We start from the raw sequence: 19,139 nt of genomic DNA, 5'->3' as shown, positions 1-19,139 counted from the left end.
AATGGCGGACAAATTTGGAATTCTCGCAAAGTTCGACACCCCGGCTGATATCATGCACGCAGCCGAGAAGGTGAGGGACGCTGGCTTCAAGCGCTGGGACGTGATCACGCCTTTTCCGATTCACGGTATGGACGGAGCGATGGGGCTTAAGCGTTCTTGGGTGCCTCGCTTCACTATCGTGGGCGGTACCGCTGGTTTCATTACCGGTATGAGCATGATCTACTTCACCAACGCAGTGAATTACCCGATTCTTATCGGCGGTAAGCCACTCTTCAGCCCGTACTTTGCCTTCCCGGTATCCTACGAGCTTACCATCCTCTTCTCTGCCTTTGCTTCGATCCTAGGCATGTTTATCCTCAACAAGTTGCCGATGCATTATCATTCGGCGCTCAAGACCGAGAAGATTGCAGAAATGTCTGACGACAAATTCTTCCTCTACATCGAGTCCGAAGATCCTCAGTACGACGACGCCAAGACGCGCTCCTTCATCGAAGGGCTGCATCCGGTAGAAGTTTCCGACATGGAGAAATAACGAGATGCGCTACGTATACCTGATATTTGCATTCGTCGTAATCGCGGCGATAAGCGTGCTCGGCTTTCGAGGCACAAAGACGACAAAGCGTCCTCTCGAGATTTTCGATGACATGGACCACATGCCGAAGTACCAGCCGCAGGACGAGAGCGCCTTCTTTTCGGATGGTCGCACGGATCGCTTGCCAGTTTCTGGAACGGTCGCACGCGGTACCTTTGAACCAAATGCCTACAGAGCGACTGGCAAGAACGGTGAGGCTTACGGAAATGGTTTCCCAATCGAAGTGACCCAAGCTGCTATGGAACGTGGTGAGGAACGTTACGAGATCTACTGCACGCCGTGTCACGGCTCGGCGGGCGATGGCAACGGCCGCACTGCTGCCTTTGGAATGTCGGCAATTGCGAACCTAACAGCAGCACCCTACACGGATATGGCCGACGGCGAGATCTACTATTACATCGGTAACGGTAGCCGCAGCGGTCGCATGTATGGCTACAAAGAAAAGCTTTCGGTCGAAGACCGTTGGAAGGTCGTTCTCTACGTCCGTGCTCTCCAGCGCGCAGCGAACGGCTCCATTAATGACTTAACTCCTGCTAGCAAGGGGGAACTAGGACTATGAGTGCAGAACGCGACGCTTCGCTTCCGAACCCAACTAAGTGGCTATTGATCGGCGCCGTTGGCCTGATAATTTCGTTTGTCGGCATGTTCGTCGACCCTCGGATGGCCTCCTTCTGTTATCTGATTGGCTTGATCTTCACCACGTCGATCACCATCGGAATGCTCTTTTTGGTGATGATTCACCATATCTTCGACGCTTACTGGTCCACAGTGATCCGTCGTCAGGCTGAAAATTTCCTCGCGGCGCTTCCTTGGATGGCAGTGCTTTTCATCCCACTCTTTCTCATCACCTACCTCTACAAGCAGGATACGCTTTGGATATGGATGGACCTCGAACACGAGCTCCACGGACATGGTACAGTGGGTACTGACCCGCTCTACTTGAAGAAGACTTGGTGGTTGAGCGAAACTTTCTTCTGGATACGTGCGGCTGCCTGTTTCGCCGCTTGGATCTACTTTGCACGTACCTTCCGTCGTAACTCTTTCTCTCAGGATGCCGACGGTTCTGCAGAGCATACTTACTCTAGCCGCAAGCACGCGGCCGGCGGTTTGATTGTGGTGGCCTTAACTTGGTCAATGGCCGGATTCGACTGGATCATGTCCCTCGAGTACCACTGGTTCTCCACCATGTTCGGTGTTTGGTTCTTCGCCAACTCCATGCGTGCAGCCCTCGCTGTACTCATATTGGTTGCTGCTTTCCTCGTTGCGAAGGGTCCTCTCAAGGGGATATTCAACACCAAGCACTTGCACGACCTGAGCACCCTCAGCTTCGCGTTCACGGTTTTCTGGGCTTACATCAGCTTCTCGCAGTACTTCTTAATCTGGAACGGAAACATTCCAGAAGAAACATTCTGGTACAATTTTCGTGAGGAGGGCATGTGGTACGGCGTATCCATGTTCCTGATATTCGGTCACTTCCTCTTTCCGTTCTTGTTTATGCTCCAATTCCCGTTGAAGACCAAGTACCCGGCCATGGTGTTCATGGCTTGTTGGATCCTCTTCATGCAATTGTTCGACCTGATCTTCAACATTCTCCCATCCTTGAAGATCCATGGTCAAACAGCTCAGCTCCTCCATCAGCCTCTCGGCTTCCTTTGGCTCGCAGCCTCGGTTTTGGGCGGAATCGGTATCCTTCTCTGGGCCTACTGGACCAGCTATTACAAGGTTAAGATTATTCCAATTCGCGACCCTCGTATAGGGGAGTGCTTGAACCACAACCACTAGTTTTTCCAAATGACTGCTCAAGCGCATACACCATCGCGTAGTTCATTCCCGGTCGTCGTCGCCATCATCGGCCTGTTCCTGCTTTTCTGGTTCCTCACCAGCAAGGTATACGTCGATTCGACCGAGACTGAAGAAGTATCCAACTTCACAGTACCAGACAAGACCCTCGCGGAACACCGCGGAGCGGCTGAGTCTCTCCTCTCAACGACAACGGTAACCGACGCCGCCAACGGCAAGGTTCGCCTTTCTATCGAGCGAGCGAAGGAGCTCGTGATCGCCGAAAACTCTAAGTAAGAGGCTTCTCGACGCGGCGCACTCGCAACTTCGAACTAAGCTATGAATTTGATCTGCAACCTCTTTTCATCGATTTTCCCCAGTTTGGAAGGCGATGGATCGCAGCGTGAAAGGGAACAGAAGATCGACTCTTCCATGCGCTTCGCGGTGCTGGGTCTGATCAAGGGCTCAGTTTTCTGGCTGCTCGTCGCTTCCTTGCTCGGATTGATCGTTTCGGTCAAACTGATCTCGCCGACCTACCTATCCGAATATGCATGGCTAACTTACGGCAAGGCTTACCCAGCATTTTGGAACGCCCTCGTATACGGCTGGCTATTCAATGCAGGCCTTGCTTGCGTAGCGTGGATCATCGCCCGCCTCGGTGGCCGCCCAATCGGCAATAGCGGCGTGCTAATAATTGCGACTGCAGCCTGGAACCTCGCCGTGTTCATCGGCTTGTTTGGTATCTTCAGGGGGGACCAAACCCCGTACCGTATGCTCGAGTTTCCTACTTACGCGGCGCCTTTTCTCTTCGCGGCCTTCATCGGAATTGGGATCTGGATCCTGCTCGCATTCAAGGCGCGGGCTTACCGGTCCTCCTTCGCTTCTCAATGGTACGCTCTCGCCGGTGTTTTCTGCTTCGTTTGGATATTCACCGTGGCTCAGGTGATGATTTTTTCTTTACCGGCCCAAGGCGTTTTCCAAAGTGTCGTTGCTGCTTGGTTTGGCGGAAATCTGATTGGCCTTGTCGTAGCTCCTTTCGCCTTTGCGACGATCTATTATCTGATTCCTAAAGCTCTCGGCCAGCATATCATCGGTTATCGCCAATCAGGCATCGCCTTCTGGAGCTGGATTTTCTTCTCCAGTGCCGCTGGACTTGCATCTTTGGTAAATGGACCTTTCCCAGCGTGGGTTGCATCCGTGGGTGTGGTAGCAAGTTTCGGGCTTTTCCTTCCGCTCTCTGTTTTCACCATGCAATTCCTTACGAGCTTGTTCGCAAGCTTCTCCAAAATCTGGGATACCGTTTCTGTGCGCTACGTATTTTATGGGGTGGTGGCTTTCATCGTGGCAACGGTCTTGACGATCATAGGCTCGCTTCGTGAGGTTCAGGAACTGACGCAGTTCAGCCAGTTCGCCGACGGAGTTCGGTACCTCTTCCTCGTGGGTTTTGCGGGAATGGCTTTTACCGGCATGGTTTATTATATTTTACCCCGTTTGCTGAACAAGGAGTTGCCCAACTCTTCTTTGGCAGACCTTCAATTTTGGATGCAGGGACTTGGAATCTTTTTGATCGCGGTGGGAATGTTATCCGGTGGCTACGCTCATGGTTCCTTGCTCAACGGAAGCACTGCCGACACTATTGATATCCTCAAAGCCACAGACTCCTATCTCTTCCTTACAGCGCTTGGCTTCGTGATCGCCGCTTTTGGCAACTTTGCCTACGCCGTGTCGTTTATTTGGATACTCCTCTCTCCACGAACAGAGAAGGAAAAATCAGCTGGCTTGATCGAGCCAGCTCCTGAACTAGAGTACACGCACTCATGAACAGAGGACCTTTCATTTTCATCGGCGTTCTCATCATCGTTTCGCTCTCGTGGGCGATCACTTTGGTTAAGCCTATTCAAGAAGGTGGTAACCTCTCTCCTGTCGGAAAAGGGGCGGATCGCGTTCCAGCTCTTCTCGCGGGCCTCGCTGAGCAAGGTCGTGAAGTCTATCAAGAGCAGGGCTGCGTGAACTGTCACACTCAGCAAACCCTCGTCATTGGGTCAGACCTCGAGCGAGGGTGGGGTGACCGTCAGTCTATGCCTCTCGACTACATCGACCAAAACGTCGTTTTCACCGGAACTAACCGAGTTGGTCCTGACCTCGCCAACGTGGGCGAACGACGCACGGATGCAGACTGGCACTATCTCCACTTCTTTAATCCGCAAATCGTAACGCCAGGCAGTAACATGCCTCCATTTACCTTTCTCTTCGAAAAGAGAAAGATCGTGGGGCAATCGTCGGATCGTGCCCTCAAGCTACCTGCTGAGTTTCAAGATACGATCGAAGAAGGCTACGAGTATGTACCAACTCGCGATGCGGACGCATTGGTTGCCTATATGTTGGGCCTCAGCCAAGCCTACGATATTGAAGAGGCTCCCACGCCTGAAAAGCTCGCCTACAAGTGATGCAAGACGATCAAGAACAACCCCACCTGCCAGGAGTCGACGCTAGTCAAGCTAGTGACGAGAGCGTTCTACGCGTGCATGCCCAGATCCGCCGCAAGCGTATAGAAGGCTCTCCTATCGCATTCTTTACAGCGACTGCTCTGATCATCGTATTCGTTTTCGCTTGGTTCTACCAGCGCCGCTACTTCGCCGAGTATGATTCGACAAGCGTTCTGCACGATCGCCAAGACATCGCTGCGATGGAAGCATACAAGAATCGTCCGCTAGAACCGGAAGGCCCCGTTGTAGTGGATGGCGGCAAAGTCTACACTCAGCAGTGCGTGGCCTGTCATCAAGGATCTGGACAAGGACTGGCTGGAGCGTTCCCGCCGCTTGCCGGTTCGGAATGGGTGACCGGTGCTCCTGAGATATCTATCAAGGTTCTGCTTGCGGGTCTAGGGGGTGAGATCCAAGTCAAGGGTAACACTTATAACGGAGCGATGCCGGCTTTCGGCGCTGTCTTGAATGACGCAGAAATTGCTGCAGTCATCACGTACATTCGTACAGAATGGGATAATGATGCTGGAGAAGTTACCGCCGATCAGGTTGCGGCAATTCGCGCAGACATCGGATCCCGTGGAGCATGGACTGCTGGCGAACTTTCCGAACACTTCTAAGTTAACTGGAACACTTTTATACAAAGGCCGCCCTCTCAGTGAGGGCGGCCTTTGTGCTTTTCGCTGTCGGGTTATTTGCAAGTAGTGCGGTCGACCAACGCTTTTGAGAACCTATTTCTTGTTTTGCGATAGCTCGATCGAGCGGTTCGCCGCGTCTTCTGTCGATTGTTCGATGATCGCTGGTAGCCCTTGGCGGTCGAGGCTTGTGAGTAAGGCATGCGTCACTCCATTAGGGGAAACTACTTCGTCGATTAGATCTTTGGGGTCGCGTTTGCTAGCCAATAGAAGTTCAAGAGATCCTATTCCCGTTTCGGCAGCTAGGCGTAGGGCTAGGTCCTTGTCTAGGCCGCGCTTGTCTGCTGCTTCGCTGATAAGCTGTGCGATACGGAAGTAGAACGCAGGCCCGCAACCGTTAATAACGGTTGCGACGTGTAGTTGTTCCTCAACTACTTCATAAGCGGTGCCCAGCGAAGCGAGAAGCTCTTCCACGGTTTCTTTCTGCTCGTCGCTTGGGACCTTTTCGAAGCAAAAGGTCGATACGCCTTTCCCGATTTGAGAAGGTGTGTTGGGCATGACGCGCACCAGATTCGCTGCGTCCGGAAAGACGTCTTTCATGGAGGCGAGGGAACGGCCTGCCAGCACGGATACGACGAGCTTACCGCTAGCGGCAGTGGCTTCCTCTTCGCTGATAGTTTCCAAGTGCTGCGGCTTGAAGGCGAGCACGACGATGTCAGACTGCTCGATCAGTTCCAGTTTGCTGGAAGCGATGCTTGCCCCCGTTTGCTCAGCCATGATGGCGGAGCCTTTTCCAGAGGCGCTGATGCACAGCAAGGCGTTTGCTTGGCAGACGCCTTTGGCGACTAATCCGTTAGCGATGGCACGGCCCATGTTGCCGGCTCCGATGAATCCGATTTTCATAGTTCTATCCTCCTTGGGAGGTGAGGGGAAGTAAGTTTGCCCGTACGAACAGGCTAGCTTTCTTCCCGGTTTATAGGGTGGGAGAACTTCGCGGTGACGCCTTGTCCATCCTCGTTTGGCAGAACGTGGATTTCGCCACCGAGAGTGCGTATCGCGTGACGGGCTACGGTGAGCCCCATGCCAACCCCCACGGTGTTCTTGGTGCTGATGAAAGGTTCGAACATGTTTTCTTCGACCTCAGGATCGATACCTCGCCCTTCGTCTACGATAGAAAACTCGATCTCTTGGTCTACCTGTTCTACTTCCAAATTTATGGGACGCTCGCCTGCGTAATCAGGACCATAACTCTCCCAAGCATTGATAATCAATTTGGACAAGGCATCCTCGAAGGCCTCGATGTTTGTCTTGATGAATATTTCACCAACTTGGTTTTGCACCTCGACGTCGTAGTCGCGGTTGGTTTCTTCGCGAGCTCTGCGGAGGCTTCCGCTTATCAACCGCTCAAGCCCCATTTCGTGGAGGGGCAGACGCGTTGTGAAGGCGACCGTGCTGAGTTGCTTGATAATTCCAACAATTCGGTTTGAGGCGGACTCGACGCGGGCAATGTTCTTTAGGACCTTGTCCGGGTCCTTGTAGTTGACCTTCGCCAGCTCTAGGTAGCCCATCACCACTCCGAGCAAGTTGTTCAAGTTGTGAGCGATACCTTGCGTAAGGGCGCCGATGGCAGCGGAGCGACGTGATTCGCCGAGGCGGCGAGTCAGCTCTACGTTCGCCTTGTTTATTGCAAGGTAGCTTAGCTGGGTTCGGACGCGTGCGATGGTTTCGTCGAGGTCGATCGGCTTGGTGATATAGTCAACTGCTCCAGCCTCTAACCCCTCTAGCTTACCCTTTTTGGAATTGTGGGCGGTTACGAAAATGACAGGGATCGCGTTGGTTCGTTTGTCTTCGCGGAGTTTGGCGCAGACTGCGAACCCGTCCATGCCGGGCATCATGACGTCGAGGAGAATCAGGTCCGGGCGTTCCTCTTTCGCTACTTCCAGGCAAGCTTCTCCGTTGGTGGCGGTGAGAACGGTAATCCCGTCCCATTCCAACTTTCTCTGCAGCAGTTGAATATTTATCGGCTCGTCATCGACGACGAGTACTGTGCTCTTGGACTTGGGAATGTTTTGAGTTGGAGAAAGTTCGCTCATTAAGGAAGCGGTAAGGCGTTGCAGAGAAGGATTTCTAGGAACCTGACTGAAGTTGGTGGGCTTTGAAAGTGTTTTTCATCAACATTGCGACGGTCATGGGACCGACTCCTCCTGGGACTGGCGTAATCCGTGAAGCCTTGGGTTCAACCGCAGCGAAATCTACGTCGCCAACGAGCCTGTATCCAGACTTCTTGGAAGCATCCTCGACGCGGTTGATGCCGACGTCGATCACTACGGCTCCTTCCTTGACCATGTCGGCGGTCACGAAATTTGGTCGCCCGATTGCGGCTACCACCACGTCGCCTGCTCGCACGACCTCTGGCAAATTCTTGGTGCGCGAGTGACAAACGGTGACGGTCGCGTTGGCGTGAGGCCCTTTTTGCATGGCGAGCAGGGCGAAGGTTTTGCCTACGATCAAGCTGCGACCTATGACGACCACATGTTTGCCTTCGAGTGAAATGCCTTCTCGTTGGCAGATCTCGATAATTCCGGCAGGGGTACAGGAAGCGAAGCCGTTTGGATCTTCCTGTACTACTCGACCAGCGTTTTGCACGTGAAAGCCGTCCACGTCTTTGTTTGGGTCGATACGATTGAAGGCAGCCTGTTCGTTGAGCCCGTCCGGAAGCGGGGACTGGATGAGTATGCCGTGTACCGAGCTGTCGGCGTTGAGTTCGTCCACCTTGGCGAAGAGCTCCTCTTGAGTGATGGTTTCCGGCAGCTCAAAAAGGATGGGTTTAATGCCGATTTTCTCAGCGGTCTTGTTCTTCTGACGAACGTACGATACGGATGCCGGATCCTCACCTACACGGATGAACGCGATGCAGGGCTTCTGACCTTCGATCTTTGCGACCGACGCGGTCAATTCGGAGACGATATCTTGGGAGATCTTTTTTCCGTCTATGAGTTTCATTGAGAAGAGGTTTAAGAGGTGACGAATGGGTGTAGGTAAAGAAGGCAGCTAGAACGCTTTCTTCAACGATTTAGCCGTAAGGATGACATCATTGTTCTCTCCCGTCTGTTTTAGAAATCCGGATACGCGAACCTCACGGTTGATAAACTCCTGGACCTGTATCCGTTCGGGAACTTCGGAAGTGTCAATGAAGGCGAGTGTCTTCCCGTCTAACCCTGCGAGCTTGTAGGCCATCCCCGTGCGGGTCTTCCCGATCAATCCGGTTTTTTCGAAACGTCCGACGAGCTCCGTGATCGAAGCGGCATCGGATTTTTGGGACATCTGTCGAGCTGGAACTTCGGCGAGGCTATTGACGATGCTGCTCGCCTCTATCGACGAGCTTTTGATGTAGCCCACGATGATGGTTTCGAGCTGAGCTTTGCAGAACCAAGAGTCCACGCTGATGATGTCTATCTTATCTTTATCGGTGGCGATGGCGAGGGTCGGCGCCTCGTTCGAGGGAGCAGTTAAGTAGGGCCGGCCTGGTTTTGCTGAGAGGTCCTTCGCGATGTCATTATTTTCGAGGTACACCTCGAAAAGGTCGCGGTAGTAAACGGGCTGCCATCCCTCGGTGGCTTCGACGCCGCGAGGCCATTGGGCGGGAACCGCTAGAGAGATCGCTTCGAGTTCGCCGACTTGCAACGAGTCTTCGCTAGCGTCAAGGAAGACAGGTATGCTATCTGCCGCGGAGGCGATGGAGGCTAGGACGAAAGCAAGGGATGCGATGATTAGCTTCATGGTCTTTTTCGGTTTGATTGCTAAAGTTAAAGGTCCGTATCGGCTTTGAAGAGCAGGCTGATTTCGCGGGACGTGAGCGCGATACCGGCACCCTTAGGCATGCCTTTGATACTGTATCGCCCGATCTGATACCGTTTTAATTTCTTCACGTCGAAGTGGAGCGCTTGGAATAGCCGTCGAATTTCGCGCTTCTTGCCATGGTGCATAGCCACATCGAGTTCGGTGGACTCTTCCTTGTTCTTGTCTCCTGCGAAGACCGCTTTTTCTACTTTTAGTTTCTCACCTTCTACGGTTACGCCGCGCATGAGCCGGAAAAGCTTGGAGCGAGGGTAGGCTTGCTTGAGGGAAACGTGGTAGCGCTTGGTGATCAGGTTCGACGGATGCATGAGGCGGTTGGCCAAGTCACCGTCGTTGGTCAAGATCAGGAGTCCCTCGGAGTCCTTATCGAGTCGTCCGGCGCAGAAGAGTCGCTCGCCCATGAAATCCTTCGGCAGCAAATCGAAAACGGTGCGTTCGTTGTGCGGGTCGTCGTTGCTGCAGATGAAGCCTTTCGGTTTGTTGAGAGCGATCACGAGCTGCTTTTTGCTCTTCACCGACTTTACGCGGCGACCGTTTAGGCGTACGTCGTCCTTGTTGGGGTCGACCTTGGAGCCTAGCTCTGCGGTTTTGCCGTTGATGGTGACCTCCCCGTTTTTGATGTATTCCTCGGCGACGCGCCGCGAGCAGAGCCCGGCGTCGGCTAGGAGTTTTTGAGTTCGTATCAGCTGTGGCGAGTCCATCGGAAAAAACGGCAGATCGTGCAGGGGAAACCCGCTGTGGCAATGTTTCTTATCTATGAGAATTGCTTTCGCTAAAACTAACGTTGCCAAGAGGCGGGCTAGGCGTAGTCCTTTTTGTCTTTTGGTAGCCAGACCGTGGAGGTCGAGCTCGAAAACCGCAACCTTTCCCAATCTATGAACCTCACTTTCGACAACAAAGTTGCCCTTGTAACTGGAGCGGGCCGCGGAATCGGCCGCGCCATCGCCGAAACCCTCGCTAAGGAAGGCGTCACCGTGATCTGTGTATCGCAATCCGAGTCCTCCTGCGGAGCGGCAGCAGAAGCGATCAACGCCTCTGGCGGCAAAGCGTTCGCTAAAGCTGTCGACGTCAGCGACAAGGCGGCTGTGGCAAAGGTTTGCGAAGAGGTTCTCGAAGAGTTTGGCAACATTGACATTCTGGTCAACAACGCTGGCATCACTCGGGATAATCTGGTTTTTCGCATGAGCGAGGAAGACTGGGAAGAAGTCGTTTCCACCAATCTGAACAGTGTTTTCTACTGGGTGAAGGGCCTCGCTCGCCCGATGACACGCAAGCGTTTTGGCCGGGTGATCAATATCACCTCGGTGTCCGGAATTATGGGTAACGCGGGTCAGACCAACTACTCCGCAGCTAAAGCGGGCATGATTGGGTTCACCAAGAGTTTGGCTCGCGAGCTTGCTTCGCGCAGTATTACCGTCAACGCAGTGGCTCCCGGTTTCATCAAGACGGATATGACTTCGAAATTGGCCGATTCTGCACTGGATATGATCCTTCCTCAAATCCCGCTTAAAAGAATGGGCGAAGCAGCGGATATCGCAAACATGGTTACCTACTTAGCCTCCGAGGAAGCTAATTATATCACGGGCCAAGTTTTTACCGTTGACGGCGGCATGGCGATGTGATCCCTCGTGATTTTTATAACTTATTTTTTGACCGAAAATGGCTGACGAAAAAACAATCGAACAACGGGTCTCTGAGATCATCGTAAACCAGCTCAACGTCAACGAAGAGCAGATCACCCCAGGTGCATCTTTCCTCGACGATTTGGGCGCTGACTCTCTCGATACAGTCGAGCTTATCATGGCCTTCGAAGAAGAGTTCAAGGATGAGATCAACGGTGAAATTCCTGAGTCCGACGCTGAAAAGCTTCAAACTGTTGGCGATGTAATCAGCTACATCAACGGCAAGGCTGGCGCGTAAGCGACCGACCGTAAAAATCAATTTTTCGACAAGAGTCGCTTGGAAGTCTTTGCTTCAAGCGACTTTTTCGTACTAAAACCTCAGCATTCTATGAGCGAATTGCCGGATAATCAAAGAGTGGTAGTGACTGGCCTCGGCGCCATCACCCCTATCGGTCTCGATGTCGATAGCTTCTTCAATGGCCTGATCGCAGGCAAAAACGGAATCAGCCGTGTCGATGCTTTCGACACGGAGAAGTTTACCTGTAAGATAGGTGGGCAGATCCGTGACTTCGATCCGGCCGCTGCCATGGATCCCAAGGAAGCGCGCCGCAACGACCGCTTCGTGCAGTTCGCATTCGCGGCTGCCAAGGAAGCTGTCGAGCAGTCTGGTCTTGAGTTCGACAAGGAAGACCCCGAACGTATCGGCGTATTTGTTGGCTCTGGTATCGGTGGTATGGATACCATGGAGAAAAATGCCCAGAAGCTGCTCGAAGGCGGTCCACGCAAGGTGTCTCCCTTCTTGATTCCAGCTCTTATATCCAACATGGCTTCCGGTGTACTTGCCATAGAGTACGGAGCCATGGGACCTAATTTCTCAATCGTCAGCGCATGCGCCACAGGTGCCCATGCGATTGGTGAAGCTCTCAAGACCATCCGTCTCGGCGAAGCAGACGTCATGATTTGCGGAGGTAGTGAGGCGACTATTACGCCTCTCGCTTATGCAGGTTTCTGTTCAATGAAGGCGATGTCTACCAATAACGACGACCCAGAGCACGCGAGCCGTCCGTTCGATTCCGGTCGCGATGGTTTCGTAATGGGAGAGGGCGCAGGCATTATCGTAATAGAGTCGCTCGAGCATGCCAAGAAGCGTGGGGCAAACATCATTTGTGAAGTTGCTGGATACGGCGCTTCCTGTGATGCGAATCACATCACCGCTCCGCATCCAGAAGGTAAGGGTCTCATCTCTGCTATGAAACGCGCACTCAAGTCGGCGAATCTAAACGCGGAGCAAATCGAGTACATCAACGCTCACGGCACCTCCACTCCATACAACGACAAATTCGAAACTGCAGCGGTCCGCGGACTTTTTGGTGCTCACGCCGACAAGCTGATGATTAGCTCGACCAAGTCCATGACCGGTCATTTGCTCGGAGCTGCGGGCGGGATCGAGTCAGTTGCTTGCGCTAAGATGCTGCAGGAGGGCAAGGTCGCCCCGACCATGAACTTGCAAAATCCGGATCCAGATTGCGATCTCGACTATGTGGCAAACGAAGCTCGGGATGCCAACCTCAGCATCACCATGAGCAACAGCCTTGGCTTTGGCGGTCAAAACGCATCGTTAATCTTCCGCTCTGTGTAGTGGAACGGTTGATACATTTTTACACTACCCGTTAACTGAAATTAAAATGGAAAAGACATTCATCATCCTGAAGCCAGACTGTATGGAAAAAGGCCTCGCTGGCCAAGTACTCTCACGCTTTGAAAAAGAAGGTTTCGAGATTGTAGCGAGCAAGATGTCCAAGCTCGGCTCGGATATCCTACGCGAGCATTACGCTCACGTTGCGGATAAGCCTTTCTTCCCTGAGATTGAGTCCTTCATGAGCTCCCGTACAGTTATCTTCGTAGCTCTCCAAGGTGAGAATGTGATCGCTCGCGTTCGCGAGTTGCTGGGGCCAACGGATTCCACCAAGGCTCCATCTGGCACCATTCGTGGCGATTTTGGCACCGATATGATGCGCAACGTCGTCCATGCGTCGGACGGTCCTGAGACCGCAGCCGCGGAGCTCAAACGTTTCTTTTCGGACGACGAGATTTACGCGTAATCGATCTGGAAACAGTTGTTAATTTGGGAAACCGTCCCACGAAAGTGTGACGGTTTTTTGTAAGGCTTCTCAGCCCGCTGCTGCGTAGAATCGATCCATCAATTCGGACGCGGGCTAACGCTCAATGATACTTTCTAAACCGAGACTGTAACCGAGAACGCCTGTGTCTCGCCGGGGCCGACTTGGTGGAGTCCGATCTCGTGCTCGGGGGCGTTTGGTGGTCCCATCCATGGCTCGATGCAAAAGAATGGAGAATTGTCGGACTCGGTCCAGGTGACCAGCGCGTATCCGGGATTTGGAGTTGCGTGAGTTCCTATTTCAATTTTTAAACGTGAGTCGTCTTGCTTGCAAACGCATTCGACTAGCGAGTTTGTAAGTTGATAATGGATACGGTCAACGATACTGGGATTGGCGATGGATTCGGGTTTCTTGAGTCCTTTTACCGGATCAAGACTGCCGCTGGGGGTATGGCGTACGGCTTTTTTTGCAGGAATCTTCAGGTCGTAGTCCGCTCGTGTCGTTCCGTCGAGCCAAGGAATCGTGAAGTAAAAGTGGTGACCGGCCGACCAAGGAATACTTTGTTTGCCGTGGTTTGAGAGGCGGAGTTCGACGCTGAACTCCTTTTCCTGAAACCGGTAGATAACCTCGAAGTCGTAGTCGAAAGGGTAGGCTTCTTTCGCGGCCTTGTCCTGTACGAGCTTTGCGGCGAAGCCTGTTTTGTCGGCACGAGTGATATCAAACGCGTTTTGTCGAGCGATGCCATGCATCGGCATGGGCAAGGTCTTTCCGGAGGGGGCGACCCACTTGTGGATTTCGCCTTTCGAGAAGGTGCGTGCGGAGAATGGGAAGAGTATGGGATTGCCACCGCGGGCCTTGACGAGCTTGTCGATCGAGTCGATGTCAGGCCAGTGAATGACGTCACGGAAAGTTCCGTCCGCGTAACTGAGATTCCAGTTCATCAAACGCGCTCCACGACGGGGAGAGGCGAGATAGGTCGAGGCCCCGACCTCCCAGCGGTAGATAGTTTCTCCTAGATACTCTATTTCCTCCATGTTAGTGAGGTGCGATCAAAGTGGCTTTCGTTGGATTTTGGAAATCAAAAGTTCAGGAAAGAGAACTGCAATGGGTGGGTCTTGCATTTCGTATCCCTTGGCGTCACCATTCCCTAACCCATGATAATTCGTTGCTGTACCCTGATTTGCCTCGTTTTGACGGCGATCTTCGCGAATTCAAATGCCACAGCTCAAGTTGTGGCGGACGAGCCTAATAGTGTTGAGCGGCAGCAAGCTAGCGAAGCCCTGGATACCCCCGTTGGAGATGACGTGAGCAAGTTTTATGTGATTCCGGTAGAGGGCCCGATCGGTCCACCCACATTGTTTGCAATTCGTGGGGGGGTCAAAACGGCCATTTCGGAAGGATACGAGTCCGTGGTACTGGATATGAATACGCCAGGCGGGCGCCTCGATTCGACTTTGGAGATTATGGAAATCTTGGATCGTTTTCCTGGAAAGACGATCACCTACGTTAACGACGAAGCGATTTCGGCGGGAGCGATTATCGCCGCCGTAACCGATGAAATCTACTTCACTTCGAAGGCAGTGATCGGCAGTGCGGAGCCGGTGACAGGGCAAGGAGAGGATATTAACGAGTCTATGAAAAGAAAGCTGATGTCTTACCTCAACGCAAAGATGGAGGCTTACACGGACCAGTACCCATTTCGTAGCGATGTGATTCGAGCCATGATGGATCCGGAATTTGAGTTTACGATCGGCGAGGAAGTGATATCACCAAAAGGCGAGTTGCTCAACTTGACTGCCAAGCGGGCCCATCAAGAATACGGTGAACCTCCCATGCCTTTGCTCGGATCTGGAATCGTGGATGAACTCGATAAGCTGATCGGGAGTTTGACCATGGATAAGGCTCCCGTCATCACCCGGTTCGAAGCGTCTTGGTCTCTGAATCTTGCTCAGTTTATCGTCAGCTTGGCGCCGTTTCTCTTGGCGGTGGCGGTGATTAGTGTGTATGTCGAATTCCAAACGCCCGGGTTTGGGGTGTTTGGCGTCATCGGTGTATTCTTCTTTTTAGTCGCAATTTTCGGCCACAACGTGGCTGGTCTATCGGGGCATGAGCCGCTGCTGTTGTTTGTTGTTGGGGTGGCTCTTTTGGCGCTCGAGGTCTTCGTGGCGCCGGGCACATTGTTTTTCGCGATCCCAGGGTTCTTCATGATGTTGGTGAGTCTGGTTTGGGCTATGGCCGACGTTTGGCCCGCGGAAACCCCTGACTTCACTTGGACTTGGTCCATGTTTGAAAGACCGATCCAAAACCTCGTGGGCGGTGTCCTGATGGGGGTTGTCGGAGTTATCTTGCTGGCACGTTTCATCCCGAAGAGTGTTCTCTGGGATCGGATGGTCTTGAAGGATGCTATTTCTGGCATGAGCACGGGCGAAGCGGTTCGGGAACCAGTTCAGGAAAGCAAAAGCTTGATCGGGGCGATGGGGCTTGCGGTAACCGACTTGATGCCCAGCGGCGAGATCGAGGTCGAAGGGCGACGACTCGAGGCACGACTGAACTTTGGTTCAGCTAGGCATGGCGCTCAGATTCGTGTCGTCGAAAAATCGAGTTTTGGATACGTTGTGGAGGTTATTGAATCATGAGCTTGATCGTCGGCCTGATAGCGTTGGGGCTTGGCCTCATCATGTTGGAGATTTTTATACCGGGTGGAATTGTCGGAATCTTTGGCGGCATCGCCATGTTAGCGGCTGTAGTGATTTCATTCGATCAATATGGGGTGGAAGGAGCGATCCTGACTTTCGTGATTGGGTTGGTCGGCCTTGTCGCTTGCCTTTGGTTCGAATTCAAGATTTTGCCGAAAACGGCTGCAGGTAAGCGGCTCTTCCTTCAGGACACTATCGGGGGTAAGAGCCAGCCAGACGTCGGCGATGATTCGATGATTGGAAGACAGGTGGAAACGGCAACTCCTCTCTCACCCTCGGGTTACATCATCGTTGACGGGAAGAAGATCGAAGCGGTCTCTCGCAGCGGATTTTTAGAAAAAGGGGAGTCGGTTAAAATCGACTCGTTTGATCAATTTAGAGTAACCGTATCCAAATTATAATTATGATGAGTAGTACTATGATTACAATCGCCCTAGTAGTGGCGGGCATTATCGGGCTGGTAGTTTTTCTCTACCTATTGGCTTTTATTCAGACGTGGTTGAAAGCTTGGCTTTCCGATGCAAGAGTGGGATTCACTACCTTGATCGCGATGCGCTTACGTGGCGCCCCATACGGAGTCGTTGTCGACGCAAAGATCACAGCGATCAAGGCTGGCATCCAATTGGGAGAGGGTGAAATCGAAGCCCACTATCTTGCCGGGGGTAACTTGATCCCGACAGTTCAGGCAATCATCGCGGCCAAGAAAGCTGGTATAAAGCTGGAGTGGGTACAGGCCTGCGCGATTGATCTTGCGACGAAGGGGTCCGGTAAATCTGTAGTCGAAGCGGTTCGCACTTCCGTTGATCCGAAGGTCATCGATTGTCCGAGCCAAGATGGTCCGAAGAAGTCGATCGATGGCGTAGCCAAGGACGGGATACAGGTTAAGGCGAAAGCTCGGGTAACGGTGCGTACGAACTTGGATCGTTTCGTGGGCGGGGCCAAGGAAGAGACTATCATTGCCCGTGTAGGCGAAGGTATCGTTACCACCATTGGTTCGGCGGATAGTTATAAGAAGGTTCTGGAAAGTCCGGACAGCATTTCCAAGATGGTGCTGCAACGCGGATTAGATGTCGGCACCGCCTTCGAAATTCTCTCGATCGATATTGCCGACGTGGACGTAGGGCAGAACGTGGGCGCCATGCTCCAAGAGGCTCAAGCCGAGGCCAACAAGAACATGGCTCAGGCCCAAGCCGAAATTCGTCGTGCCGCGGCGGTAGCTCTCGAGCAGGAAATGCAAGCCAGAGTTCAGGAAATGCGGGCCAAGGTTGTGGAGGCGGAGGCGGAAGTTCCTCTCGCCATGGCGGAAGCTTTCCGCAGCGGAAATCTCGGTATCATGGATTACTATAAAATGAAGAACGTGGAGTCCGACACTCGTATGCGAGACTCGATCTCCGGTAAGGGCGACAGCGAGAAGGAAAGCCGCTAGAGAGCAATGGACTGGCTTTTTGAAAATCTCGGCAAGCTCGCCCCTGTTGTCATTTTTCTGCTCTACATGATCTCTTCCCTCAAAGGGAAGAGGCCGGAGCAGGAAGAGGAAAACGATCCGCAAGCTGCCGAACGTGCACGGAAGATCCAAGAGGAGATTCGACGTAAGATTCTGGAACGTCAGCGTGGAGACGCAGGACCGACGGCCGAGCCGCCGCGATCTGTCCGTTTTGAAGAACCGGAAGCAGAGGAGGAACCTGTACGACCTACGGTCTCTCCGAGGCGCGCTGAGCCTGTGGTCGAAGAGTCCGCGGACGTCTCCTATGGTCGAGTAAACCCGTTCGAGGAGCGTCGTCGGGAAATCGAGTCAAAGCTTGAGGAGTCGAAAAAGGCACGCCAAATGGCAAATAAGAGAGCGAGCTCCATTTCCAAGATGAAACCATTGATTTCGCTCAAGGAAAGCGCTGTATCCAATGGAGACATACGAAGGCGGCTGCGGCAGAGTTTGGGTGACCGAGACTCACTCAAAACAGCGATTGTTCTTCGCGAGGTTTTGGACCCTCCAGTTGGTATGCGTTGAGTTGAGAAATTTTCATTTCCGGCCGCCCTTATAAAGGGCGGTTTTTTTTGGGGGGTACTGCAGAGGTGGAGTCGAGGCTGCTCGACCTTGGAAGTGGCTAATCCATGATTCGAGTCAAACGGTTCCAACAGCCGATCACAAAAAAGCCGCAGAGGTCAGGCTGCGGCTCTGTAGAAGGGTTTTTGTTCCTCGAGACTTAGTCGACCTTGTGCAGGTGCACGTCGCGCTGAGGAAATGGGATTGATACACCCTCCTTGTCGAGACGCTGCTTGATGGTCTTTTGGAAGTCGAAGTATACATTCCAGTAGTCTTCCTTTTTGGTCCATGGGCGCACGTGGAAATTTACGCTGCTGTCGGCTAGCTCTGACACTACGACTTGCGGCGCTGGGTCCTTGAGGACGCGTTCGTCAGCGTTGATCACATCGTTGATGATATCCATCACCTTGTCGAGGTCGTCGGAGTAGCTGACACCCACTGACATGTCCACGCGTCGAGTGTCGTTCGCGGTGATGTTGGTAATGCTGCCTGACATGATGGCCGAGTTGGGCACGATGATCTTTTTGTTGTCCGGGCTGTGCATGATGGTAACGAGAACGCCGATCTCAACGACCTTACCAACGTGGCCTCCTGCGTCGATGACATCGCCGATGCGGAAAGGACGGAACATGATTATGAGCACACCAGCTGCGAAGTTCGAGAGGGAGCCTTGCAAGGCGAGTCCGACAGCGAGGCCGGCTGCACCTAGGATCGCTACCAATGAGGTGGTTTGGAAACCGATTTGCTGTACGGCAGCCAAGATGACCGCGATCATCAACATGTAGTAGAGGATGCTGGTGCCGAATGAAACGAGGGCTGGATCGACCTCTTTCTTTTCCATGGCTTTTTTCACGCCATTGCGAATCTTGCCGACGACCCACTTGCCGATAACGAAAATGAGAATGGCGGCGACGAGTTTTAGCCCGTTTGCCGCAGCCCATTCTACGATGCCATTGACGCGTTCTTCTGTGAAGAAGGCCATGATGCCCTCGTTTGATGTGTCTGCCGAATTTGCTGCATCGGCCGCAGCTGTCATGTCTTCTTGTGCCATAATTGATGGAATAGGTTGATGGTGGAAGGAAGCTGTAAGAAAATGGTAAAGCAGTCCTTGATCCAGCTTTTTTTCTGTTGGTTATTAGTGATTTATAAAAACCAGCATTCTAACAGCCCGACTGAGGAATGGTAATCCAAAGTCGCTTCAACTGAGGTTCTTAACCTAAGTTATTGGAGGGAAAGAACTAGTGGTTTTTGCACGAGCGAAATGGCAAATATTCCTAGCAAGAACTACTTCAGGCCTAGTCAGCGGACGAATT

22 protein-coding genes are annotated in these 19,139 nt (G+C 52.8%); 15 read left to right on the top strand and 7 right to left on the bottom strand.

Going from position 1 to position 19,139, the window contains the following annotated elements; genetic code table 11:
• Position 1 precedes the first annotated feature (1 nt).
• The 7 genes from QEH53_RS17275 to QEH53_RS17245 are packed head-to-tail and all read left to right on the top strand — an operon-like array spanning position 2 to position 5,474.
• The gene (locus QEH53_RS17275; protein WP_309024463.1) at positions 2–532 is read left to right on the top strand and encodes a DUF3341 domain-containing protein; all 531 of its coding nucleotides are present in this window, start codon (positions 2–4) and stop codon (positions 530–532) included.
• 4 nt (positions 533–536) lie between these two features.
• Positions 537–1,151: a cytochrome c gene (locus QEH53_RS17270; protein ID WP_309024462.1), complete on the top strand. Its 615-nt coding sequence runs from the start codon at positions 537–539 to the stop codon at positions 1,149–1,151.
• Positions 1,148–2,374, top strand: coding sequence for a hypothetical protein (locus tag QEH53_RS17265; RefSeq protein ID WP_309024461.1), 1,227 nt, complete (start codon positions 1,148–1,150; stop codon positions 2,372–2,374). The genes QEH53_RS17270 and QEH53_RS17265 overlap by 4 nt, the downstream gene beginning before the upstream one ends.
• Before the next feature lie 9 nt (positions 2,375–2,383).
• The gene (locus tag QEH53_RS17260) at positions 2,384–2,668 is read left to right on the top strand and encodes a hypothetical protein (RefSeq protein WP_309024460.1); all 285 of its coding nucleotides are present in this window, start codon (positions 2,384–2,386) and stop codon (positions 2,666–2,668) included.
• A gap of 42 nt (positions 2,669–2,710) precedes the next feature.
• Positions 2,711–4,192, top strand: coding sequence for a cbb3-type cytochrome c oxidase subunit I (locus QEH53_RS17255; RefSeq protein WP_309024459.1), 1,482 nt, complete (start codon positions 2,711–2,713; stop codon positions 4,190–4,192).
• Positions 4,189–4,818 (top strand): cbb3-type cytochrome c oxidase subunit II, encoded by a 630-nt coding sequence (locus tag QEH53_RS17250; protein ID WP_309024458.1) that lies wholly within the window; start codon positions 4,189–4,191, stop codon positions 4,816–4,818. Before QEH53_RS17255 ends, QEH53_RS17250 begins: the two co-directional genes overlap by 4 nt.
• A complete protein-coding gene (locus tag QEH53_RS17245) occupies positions 4,818–5,474 on the top strand; it encodes a cytochrome c (RefSeq protein ID WP_309024457.1) in 657 nt (218 codons plus the stop codon). The genes QEH53_RS17250 and QEH53_RS17245 overlap by 1 nt, the downstream gene beginning before the upstream one ends.
• A 111-nt stretch (positions 5,475–5,585) precedes the next feature.
• Here the strand turns inward: QEH53_RS17245 and proC are convergent, their stop codons facing one another.
• From proC to QEH53_RS17220, 5 genes are read right to left on the bottom strand one after another with little or no spacing between them, the layout of a single operon-like run.
• The gene (proC, locus tag QEH53_RS17240; RefSeq protein WP_309024456.1) at positions 5,586–6,392 is read right to left on the bottom strand and encodes a pyrroline-5-carboxylate reductase; all 807 of its coding nucleotides are present in this window, start codon (positions 6,390–6,392) and stop codon (positions 5,586–5,588) included.
• A 53-nt stretch (positions 6,393–6,445) separates the two neighbouring features.
• Complete coding sequence (locus QEH53_RS17235; protein ID WP_309024455.1) at positions 6,446–7,582, bottom strand: hybrid sensor histidine kinase/response regulator; 1,137 nt, start codon at positions 7,580–7,582, stop codon at positions 6,446–6,448.
• Between the two features lie 34 nt (positions 7,583–7,616).
• Positions 7,617–8,492: a bifunctional methylenetetrahydrofolate dehydrogenase/methenyltetrahydrofolate cyclohydrolase FolD gene (folD, locus tag QEH53_RS17230; RefSeq protein WP_309024454.1), complete on the bottom strand. Its 876-nt coding sequence runs from the start codon at positions 8,490–8,492 to the stop codon at positions 7,617–7,619.
• A 48-nt stretch (positions 8,493–8,540) separates the two neighbouring features.
• Entirely contained in the window at positions 8,541–9,269 is a 729-nt protein-coding gene (locus tag QEH53_RS17225; RefSeq protein ID WP_309024453.1) for a hypothetical protein, read from the bottom strand.
• Between the two features lie 26 nt (positions 9,270–9,295).
• A complete protein-coding gene (locus QEH53_RS17220) occupies positions 9,296–10,048 on the bottom strand; it encodes a pseudouridine synthase (protein ID WP_309024452.1) in 753 nt (250 codons plus the stop codon).
• Between the two features lie 174 nt (positions 10,049–10,222).
• Here QEH53_RS17220 and fabG point away from each other — a divergent pair, with 174 nt between their 5' ends.
• From fabG to ndk, 4 genes are all read left to right on the top strand, one after another.
• Positions 10,223–10,969 (top strand): 3-oxoacyl-[acyl-carrier-protein] reductase, encoded by a 747-nt coding sequence (fabG, locus tag QEH53_RS17215; protein WP_309024451.1) that lies wholly within the window; start codon positions 10,223–10,225, stop codon positions 10,967–10,969.
• A 37-nt stretch (positions 10,970–11,006) separates the two neighbouring features.
• Complete coding sequence (acpP, locus tag QEH53_RS17210) at positions 11,007–11,267, top strand: acyl carrier protein (RefSeq protein ID WP_185658393.1); 261 nt, start codon at positions 11,007–11,009, stop codon at positions 11,265–11,267.
• A gap of 90 nt (positions 11,268–11,357) precedes the next feature.
• Positions 11,358–12,608, top strand: a complete 1,251-nt coding sequence (gene fabF / locus QEH53_RS17205) for a beta-ketoacyl-ACP synthase II (protein ID WP_309024450.1) — start codon at positions 11,358–11,360, stop codon at positions 12,606–12,608.
• A 46-nt stretch (positions 12,609–12,654) separates the two neighbouring features.
• Entirely contained in the window at positions 12,655–13,071 is a 417-nt protein-coding gene (gene ndk / locus QEH53_RS17200) for a nucleoside-diphosphate kinase (RefSeq protein ID WP_309024449.1), read from the top strand.
• Positions 13,072–13,205: 134 nt separating this feature from the next.
• Here ndk and QEH53_RS17195 read toward each other — a convergent pair whose 3' ends face one another.
• Positions 13,206–14,123 carry a hypothetical protein gene (locus tag QEH53_RS17195; protein WP_309024448.1) on the bottom strand — a complete coding sequence of 306 codons (918 nt, stop codon included), beginning with the start codon at positions 14,121–14,123 and terminating at the stop codon, positions 13,206–13,208.
• A 120-nt stretch (positions 14,124–14,243) separates the two neighbouring features.
• Here QEH53_RS17195 and QEH53_RS17190 point away from each other — a divergent pair, with 120 nt between their 5' ends.
• From QEH53_RS17190 to QEH53_RS17175, 4 genes are read left to right on the top strand one after another with little or no spacing between them, the layout of a single operon-like run.
• Positions 14,244–15,725, top strand: coding sequence for an ATP-dependent Clp protease proteolytic subunit (locus QEH53_RS17190; RefSeq protein ID WP_309024447.1), 1,482 nt, complete (start codon positions 14,244–14,246; stop codon positions 15,723–15,725).
• Positions 15,722–16,186 carry an NfeD family protein gene (locus QEH53_RS17185; protein WP_309024446.1) on the top strand — a complete coding sequence of 155 codons (465 nt, stop codon included), beginning with the start codon at positions 15,722–15,724 and terminating at the stop codon, positions 16,184–16,186. Before QEH53_RS17190 ends, QEH53_RS17185 begins: the two co-directional genes overlap by 4 nt.
• Positions 16,187–16,203: 17 nt before the next feature.
• On the top strand, positions 16,204–17,211 hold the full coding sequence (floA, locus tag QEH53_RS17180) for a flotillin-like protein FloA (protein WP_309024445.1): 1,008 nt from the start codon (positions 16,204–16,206) through the stop codon (positions 17,209–17,211).
• A gap of 6 nt (positions 17,212–17,217) precedes the next feature.
• Positions 17,218–17,790: a hypothetical protein gene (locus QEH53_RS17175; protein WP_309024444.1), complete on the top strand. Its 573-nt coding sequence runs from the start codon at positions 17,218–17,220 to the stop codon at positions 17,788–17,790.
• A gap of 196 nt (positions 17,791–17,986) precedes the next feature.
• Here the strand turns inward: QEH53_RS17175 and QEH53_RS17170 are convergent, their stop codons facing one another.
• Positions 17,987–18,877 (bottom strand): mechanosensitive ion channel domain-containing protein, encoded by an 891-nt coding sequence (locus QEH53_RS17170; protein ID WP_309024443.1) that lies wholly within the window; start codon positions 18,875–18,877, stop codon positions 17,987–17,989.
• Positions 18,878–19,139 lie beyond the last annotated feature (262 nt).

This window comes from Pelagicoccus sp. SDUM812002 (genome assembly GCF_031127835.1).
GTDB lineage: Bacteria > Verrucomicrobiota > Verrucomicrobiia > Opitutales > Opitutaceae > Pelagicoccus.
This window is presented reverse-complemented; position numbering and strand designations above follow the sequence as displayed.

What these genes read in the sequence shown, in the direction of transcription:
- QEH53_RS17275 (WP_309024463.1), top strand. Translation starts at nt 2, where the DNA reads ATGGCGGACAAATTTGGAATTCTCGCAAAGTTCGACACCCCGGCTGAT.
- QEH53_RS17245 (WP_309024457.1), top strand. Translation starts at nt 4,818, where the DNA reads ATGCAAGACGATCAAGAACAACCCCACCTGCCAGGAGTCGACGCTAGT.
- QEH53_RS17170 (WP_309024443.1), bottom strand. Translation starts at nt 18,877, where the DNA reads ATGGCACAAGAAGACATGACAGCTGCGGCCGATGCAGCAAATTCGGCA.
- QEH53_RS17175 (WP_309024444.1), top strand. Translation starts at nt 17,218, where the DNA reads ATGGACTGGCTTTTTGAAAATCTCGGCAAGCTCGCCCCTGTTGTCATT.
- QEH53_RS17265 (WP_309024461.1), top strand. Translation starts at nt 1,148, where the DNA reads ATGAGTGCAGAACGCGACGCTTCGCTTCCGAACCCAACTAAGTGGCTA.
- QEH53_RS17250 (WP_309024458.1), top strand. Translation starts at nt 4,189, where the DNA reads ATGAACAGAGGACCTTTCATTTTCATCGGCGTTCTCATCATCGTTTCG.
- fabG (WP_309024451.1), top strand. Translation starts at nt 10,223, where the DNA reads ATGAACCTCACTTTCGACAACAAAGTTGCCCTTGTAACTGGAGCGGGC.
- QEH53_RS17195 (WP_309024448.1), bottom strand. Translation starts at nt 14,123, where the DNA reads ATGGAGGAAATAGAGTATCTAGGAGAAACTATCTACCGCTGGGAGGTC.
- QEH53_RS17255 (WP_309024459.1), top strand. Translation starts at nt 2,711, where the DNA reads ATGAATTTGATCTGCAACCTCTTTTCATCGATTTTCCCCAGTTTGGAA.
- QEH53_RS17235 (WP_309024455.1), bottom strand. Translation starts at nt 7,582, where the DNA reads ATGAGCGAACTTTCTCCAACTCAAAACATTCCCAAGTCCAAGAGCACA.
- proC (WP_309024456.1), bottom strand. Translation starts at nt 6,392, where the DNA reads ATGAAAATCGGATTCATCGGAGCCGGCAACATGGGCCGTGCCATCGCT.
- ndk (WP_309024449.1), top strand. Translation starts at nt 12,655, where the DNA reads ATGGAAAAGACATTCATCATCCTGAAGCCAGACTGTATGGAAAAAGGC.
- QEH53_RS17270 (WP_309024462.1), top strand. Translation starts at nt 537, where the DNA reads ATGCGCTACGTATACCTGATATTTGCATTCGTCGTAATCGCGGCGATA.
- floA (WP_309024445.1), top strand. Translation starts at nt 16,204, where the DNA reads ATGATTACAATCGCCCTAGTAGTGGCGGGCATTATCGGGCTGGTAGTT.
- QEH53_RS17225 (WP_309024453.1), bottom strand. Translation starts at nt 9,269, where the DNA reads ATGAAGCTAATCATCGCATCCCTTGCTTTCGTCCTAGCCTCCATCGCC.
- acpP (WP_185658393.1), top strand. Translation starts at nt 11,007, where the DNA reads ATGGCTGACGAAAAAACAATCGAACAACGGGTCTCTGAGATCATCGTA.
- folD (WP_309024454.1), bottom strand. Translation starts at nt 8,492, where the DNA reads ATGAAACTCATAGACGGAAAAAAGATCTCCCAAGATATCGTCTCCGAA.
- QEH53_RS17220 (WP_309024452.1), bottom strand. Translation starts at nt 10,048, where the DNA reads ATGGACTCGCCACAGCTGATACGAACTCAAAAACTCCTAGCCGACGCC.
- QEH53_RS17190 (WP_309024447.1), top strand. Translation starts at nt 14,244, where the DNA reads ATGATAATTCGTTGCTGTACCCTGATTTGCCTCGTTTTGACGGCGATC.
- fabF (WP_309024450.1), top strand. Translation starts at nt 11,358, where the DNA reads ATGAGCGAATTGCCGGATAATCAAAGAGTGGTAGTGACTGGCCTCGGC.
- QEH53_RS17185 (WP_309024446.1), top strand. Translation starts at nt 15,722, where the DNA reads ATGAGCTTGATCGTCGGCCTGATAGCGTTGGGGCTTGGCCTCATCATG.
- QEH53_RS17260 (WP_309024460.1), top strand. Translation starts at nt 2,384, where the DNA reads ATGACTGCTCAAGCGCATACACCATCGCGTAGTTCATTCCCGGTCGTC.